The 4,674-nt window shown below is 41.9% G+C and carries 6 protein-coding genes and 2 pseudogenes; 6 read left to right on the top strand and 2 right to left on the bottom strand.

Annotated elements, in window-relative coordinates; genetic code table 11:
* The 4 genes and pseudogenes from ACFIKE_RS08360 to ACFIKE_RS08345 form a co-directional block, all read left to right on the top strand.
* A pseudogene (locus ACFIKE_RS08360) lies at positions 1-285 on the top strand (phage portal protein); the annotation flags it as partial.
* A gap of 13 nt (positions 286-298) precedes the next feature.
* Positions 299-1,192: a hypothetical protein gene (locus tag ACFIKE_RS08355; RefSeq protein WP_375649239.1), complete on the top strand. Its 894-nt coding sequence runs from the start codon at positions 299-301 to the stop codon at positions 1,190-1,192.
* 91 nt (positions 1,193-1,283) lie between these two features.
* A complete protein-coding gene (locus ACFIKE_RS08350) occupies positions 1,284-2,408 on the top strand; it encodes a N4-gp56 family major capsid protein (RefSeq protein ID WP_375649236.1) in 1,125 nt (374 codons plus the stop codon).
* Between the two features lie 19 nt (positions 2,409-2,427).
* Complete coding sequence (locus ACFIKE_RS08345) at positions 2,428-2,808, top strand: hypothetical protein (RefSeq protein WP_375633221.1); 381 nt, start codon at positions 2,428-2,430, stop codon at positions 2,806-2,808.
* A gap of 33 nt (positions 2,809-2,841) precedes the next feature.
* Here the strand turns inward: ACFIKE_RS08345 and ACFIKE_RS08340 are convergent, their stop codons facing one another.
* Both ACFIKE_RS08340 and ACFIKE_RS08335 read right to left on the bottom strand, forming a co-directional pair.
* Entirely contained in the window at positions 2,842-3,123 is a 282-nt protein-coding gene (locus ACFIKE_RS08340; RefSeq protein WP_375649234.1) for an addiction module antidote protein, read from the bottom strand.
* Positions 3,104-3,412, bottom strand: coding sequence for a type II toxin-antitoxin system RelE/ParE family toxin (locus ACFIKE_RS08335; RefSeq protein WP_375649232.1), 309 nt, complete (start codon positions 3,410-3,412; stop codon positions 3,104-3,106). The genes ACFIKE_RS08340 and ACFIKE_RS08335 overlap by 20 nt, the downstream gene beginning before the upstream one ends.
* A 65-nt stretch (positions 3,413-3,477) precedes the next feature.
* On the opposite strand from ACFIKE_RS08335, the gene ACFIKE_RS08330 reads away from it, so the two are divergent.
* Together ACFIKE_RS08330 and ACFIKE_RS08325 are read left to right on the top strand one after the other, a co-directional pair.
* Positions 3,478-4,185, top strand: coding sequence for a hypothetical protein (locus ACFIKE_RS08330; protein ID WP_375649230.1), 708 nt, complete (start codon positions 3,478-3,480; stop codon positions 4,183-4,185).
* A gap of 1 nt (position 4,186) precedes the next feature.
* Positions 4,187-4,674 (top strand): annotated as a pseudogene (locus tag ACFIKE_RS08325) (hypothetical protein); the annotation flags it as partial.

The raw sequence follows: 4,674 nt of genomic DNA, 5'->3' as shown, positions 1-4,674 counted from the left end.
GAGAAGTTCCAACAGCAACAAATGGCACAACAACAGCAGATGGACCCCGAGCAGGAAATGAAGTTGCAGGAAAAGCAGCAAGATATTGCGGCTAAAAATCAGATGCAACAGATGGATTTACAAGGCAAGCAGATTGAATTGTTCATGCGTCAAAAGAGAGCAGAATTAGAAGCAGAAATGATGCAACAGCGCCATGACATTGAACGGCAGAAGCTTCTCAATGATCAGGCACATAATCAGATTATGCGAGAGCGAATAGCATTACACAGAGGTATGCATAGTTGAGAAAGGTGAAAGAATGAATGCAGAAATGAATGAAGCTATGAATGAAGATTACAGAGTTGGAGCACCGGTCTTTGATGATGAGAGCTCTTTTGATGCCGGCACTTATGATGGTGAAACGATTGATAATGATGATGTCACCTCTCCAGAGCCGGTTGCACAGCCTGTTGAAAAACCTTCAGAGATTGTTCCTAGCATAGAGCAGCAGCGTATGGAGCAACAAGCCAAACAAGCCCGTGAAGCGCTTGTAAAGTTTTATGAACCCCAATCCCAGACGCCAATGGTTGAAGGTGAAAATGCACCCCCAGACCCTACACAAGACATTATTGGCTATATGAGTTGGATGGGAAAAAAGCTACAAGAGCAGGATGCGTATATTAGGGAACAGAAAGAAGCGCTAAGACAAGCTGAGGAACAGCAGCGGCATGATATACGTCTTCGTCAGTTTTACAATAATTCTGTTAAGTCGTTTAAAGATAAATCCAGTGATTTTGATGCCGCGGCAAATTTTCTTTATGAGAAGCGTGCGAAGGAATTGAGTTCTTGGTCGTCACTTTATCCTGAGTATGCAGATCCAAACACAATTTCTGAGATCATAGGGAATGAATTGCGTACGATTGTAGCGACTTGTGCACAAAGAGATCTCAATCCGGCAGAAGAGATTTATAGAATAGCGCAAAATCTTGGCTATCAGAACCAAGCAGTACAAGCGAATAATCAAGTTGCAGAACTTCAAAGCCGTCAGAATTCTGCGAGAACCTTAACGGCGTCTGGAGGAGGGGGGAGTACAGGTCCACTTTCATGGGAAACGATGAACGCTATGACGGATAAAGAGTTTCAAGCATGGTACAGCAATCCAAAGAACCGAGTGCTTATACGCAAATTGAGTGGTGCGGATGATGAAGATTAAGTGAAAGACTTGTAGAGAATAAGCCGCCTTTGGTGCGGGTTAGTAGTCCGGCTTTAAGCCGGTTTTTTTATAGCAAAGAAAGGTGAAATAAATGGCAACAACACATATAGGGATTAATGATCCCCATGCGTTAAAAACATGGGCGAGAATTCTTGATGCGGAGGTCTCCAAAGCAACTCCTATTGCTCCTTTGATGGGGCAGGATTCCAATAGCATTATTCAGGTAAAAACAGAGACGCAAAAAGGCAAAGGGGATTGTGTAACATTTAGTCTGCGAGCTCAGTTATCAGGACGTGGTGTGAGTGAGGGCGAAACCCTTGAAGGCAATGAAGAGGCACTCCAATTCCTTCATGATAAACTGTATATCAATGAACTTTATCATGGAACAAGAATTGCCAATGAAGGCACTATTGATAATCAGCGCACATTGTTTAATTTGCGCGAAGAAGCCAAAAACAGTTTATCAGATTGGTATGCGGACCGTTTGAGTTTGATGTTTTTCGTTCATGCTTGCGGTTATACCGCTAACAGGCTCAATTTTGAGGGAGAACCGGTTGATCTTGATCCTCTTTTTTGGGGCTTTAATGCACCATTAGCTCCAAGCAGTAAGCGCATTGTACGACCAGAAGCAAAAACCAAGGATGAAGAGCTTACAGAAAAAGCCAAACACAGCTTTAATCTTAAATTGATAGATGAAGCGGTTCAGTGCGCTAAGCTAGCGAATCCTAAAATTAGACCGGTTCGCGTGAATGGCGAGAGTGTTTATGTGTTGTATTTGCATCCCATTCAGGTGACACAATTGCGCACTAATACAGAGACGGGTCAATGGCTTGATATTCAGAAAGCTGCTTATACCGGTTCGCGTTCCAAAAACCCAATCTTTGATGGTTCTCTAGGCATGTACAACGGTGTGATTTTACGTGAATCAGAGCATGTCACCAATGGTGTTAAATCCACGGATAGTACACGTCTTGCAGGTGTGCGCCGTGCTGTTTTGCTTGGAGCGCAAAGTGTCGTTATGGCATTTGGTAAGAGTTACGGTAAGACCCGCTATAAAATCGAAGAAGAAACCTTCGACTACAAACGCGAATACGGTTTTGGAGTGCATACAATTATGGGCATGAAGAAAACGCGTTTCCAAATGCCCGGAAGAGCACAAGGAGCCCAAGATTTTGGAACGATAGTTATCCCCACCTACAGCGGTGAAGTTGAGTGATGAGGAAAGGAAATAGGACATGGTAGATGGCGTAACAGGACACTTACACGGCAGAGATCTTCATACACATCAGGTCAGTTTTTTGCGTTTGAATATCTCGCATAAAGATAAGCATTTGACGCGCAAAATCGGAACTTTACCGCGTGGTGCAATGATCCTTTCGATTAAAGCGTTTGTGAAGACAGCGTTTTCGGATGCGAAATTAAAGATAGGCAGCACCTATGGTGGTAATGAGTTTAGTGAAAAGGATATCAAAACCCAAAGCACTCAAGATTTTACATCAACCAACCAAAAAGAGTTTGTTCCAGAAGATCAAGAGCTTACGCTTTATGCAACACGAGATAAAACAACCGCGGCTGGTGAGTGTGTTGTGGTCGTGCAATTCGTGACCAATCGTTGAGAGGTGTGGGGGAAGACTTATTCCCCTCACGATTTATGGAGCAGATTGTACGCTTAGTTGCAAATTAAGGGCAGATAAGACAGCGACTAAGGTAGAAAGTTTAGGGTCACCAGTCTTACTTAAGGAGCGGTATAATCCACTGCGTTCACGATTGGTTTCTTTTGCTAAGGCACTCATATTTTGTGCTCTAGCAACAATACCAAGGGCATCCGCTATATGAGCAGCATCACCGGTTTTAAAGGCTTCATTAAGAAATGCTTGTTGTATCTCAATGTCTTCAAGATATTCTTCTGGTTTAAATGGGGTTGTTTTCATCACTGTACTCCTCTTTTAACTTTAATGCTTGTTCAATATCTTTTTTCTGCGTTGATTTATCTCCACCACATAACAAAAGGATAAAATCAGAGCCTTTTTTTGTAAAATAAATTCGGTAACCAGCACCATAGTGGATACGTAATTCACCTATACCATTAAAGAATTTAACATCACCGAAAAGACCCTGTTTTAAGCGGACAATACGTTGAAGAATAATAGCCTTAACGCTTTTATCTTTAAGTTTCTTAAGCCAAGTATCAAATTCTATCGTTTTATGAATGAACACCATTAGTGCACTATACTACACAAAATATATAATATCAATATTAATAATTTTTACTGAAAGGTATTTTGATGACACGTCATTATATTCGGGTTAAAACCGGCGGACCGATACCAGTAAAGCGAGATGTTTATCGTCATAAGAGAACACTTTCGCACCTCGTGTCAGTTATCCAAGATGAGATTGATGACATAGCCGATGAGTATGTTCATCAAATCCAAGAAAGTATTTTTGCAGCCATTCGTTTTTGTGAACGGGAGACCTTTTACTTTAACGAAAGCCGTGATGTGGTGTTTGAGACACGGGCGGGACAAGGTGTTTATGATGCAAGCACTACCAGCCATATTGAAACAGCTGTTAAAATCAAAAACGTTTATCTGAGCTCTGATCAACATCATAAGTTTGCATTGGAGTGTAAGGACCATGTTTCTTTAGAGCCTTTGTTATCATCAGAGCAGCAAGGAACGCCGGTTTGTTACAGTTATTTTGATAGGAAATTACATCTTTATCCCACGCCGGATAAAGCCTATCAGATTCAACTCATTCTCTCTCCATTGCGTTTATCAGAGATAGAGAGTGTCGATGAGGAACATCCATGGTTTGTGCACGCGTTTGATTTGATTAAGGCGCGTGCAAAATACGAACTTTACAAGAATATCCTTAAAGACCCCGATTGTGCAACGGCAGCTTACAATGACTTTAACGAACAGTTGCATGAATTGCGTGCAGAGACGTCTCAACGTCATAACGTGACCAGAATAATACCAACGGATTTTTAGCATGGTTTATTTTCCCATTGCCGATTACAGACCGGATGTTGCGGTTGTCAACGGCAGCTTTACGGATAGCCTTGTGAATGTTTTACCAGCAGATGGCGGTTACATACCCATGCCTAGTGCAATGGTTGTGTCTCATGCTTTGGAAGAAAAGCCCTTGGGTTCAATCGCCTTTAGAAGCGGTAATGGTGTTAAGATAATCGTAGGAGGCAAGCAAAAGCTTTACAGTTATGATAGTCAAACGAAGGGTTGGAAAGACATAAGCCAAAGTGGTGTGACCTATCATGCGCATGAAGATAATCAATGGTCGTTCGCTTTGTTTGGTCAAAGAATTATTGCGGTCAATAAAAATGATAAACCACAAGTTTTTAATACCCATAGTTCTGAACGATTTGAAGATTTAGGAGGCAATCCGCCGAAAGCAGGCTTGGTGAAGGTTTGGGGACCTTTTGTTTGTTTGATGCAATTGACAGATCACCCCAATCGCATTCA

It is taken from the genome of Bartonella sp. MU70NMGDW (genome assembly GCF_042194085.1).
GTDB lineage: Bacteria > Pseudomonadota > Alphaproteobacteria > Rhizobiales > Rhizobiaceae > Bartonella > Bartonella grahamii.
The sequence above is the reverse complement of the archived record's forward strand: the minus strand, read 5'-3'. Positions and strand labels throughout refer to the sequence as shown.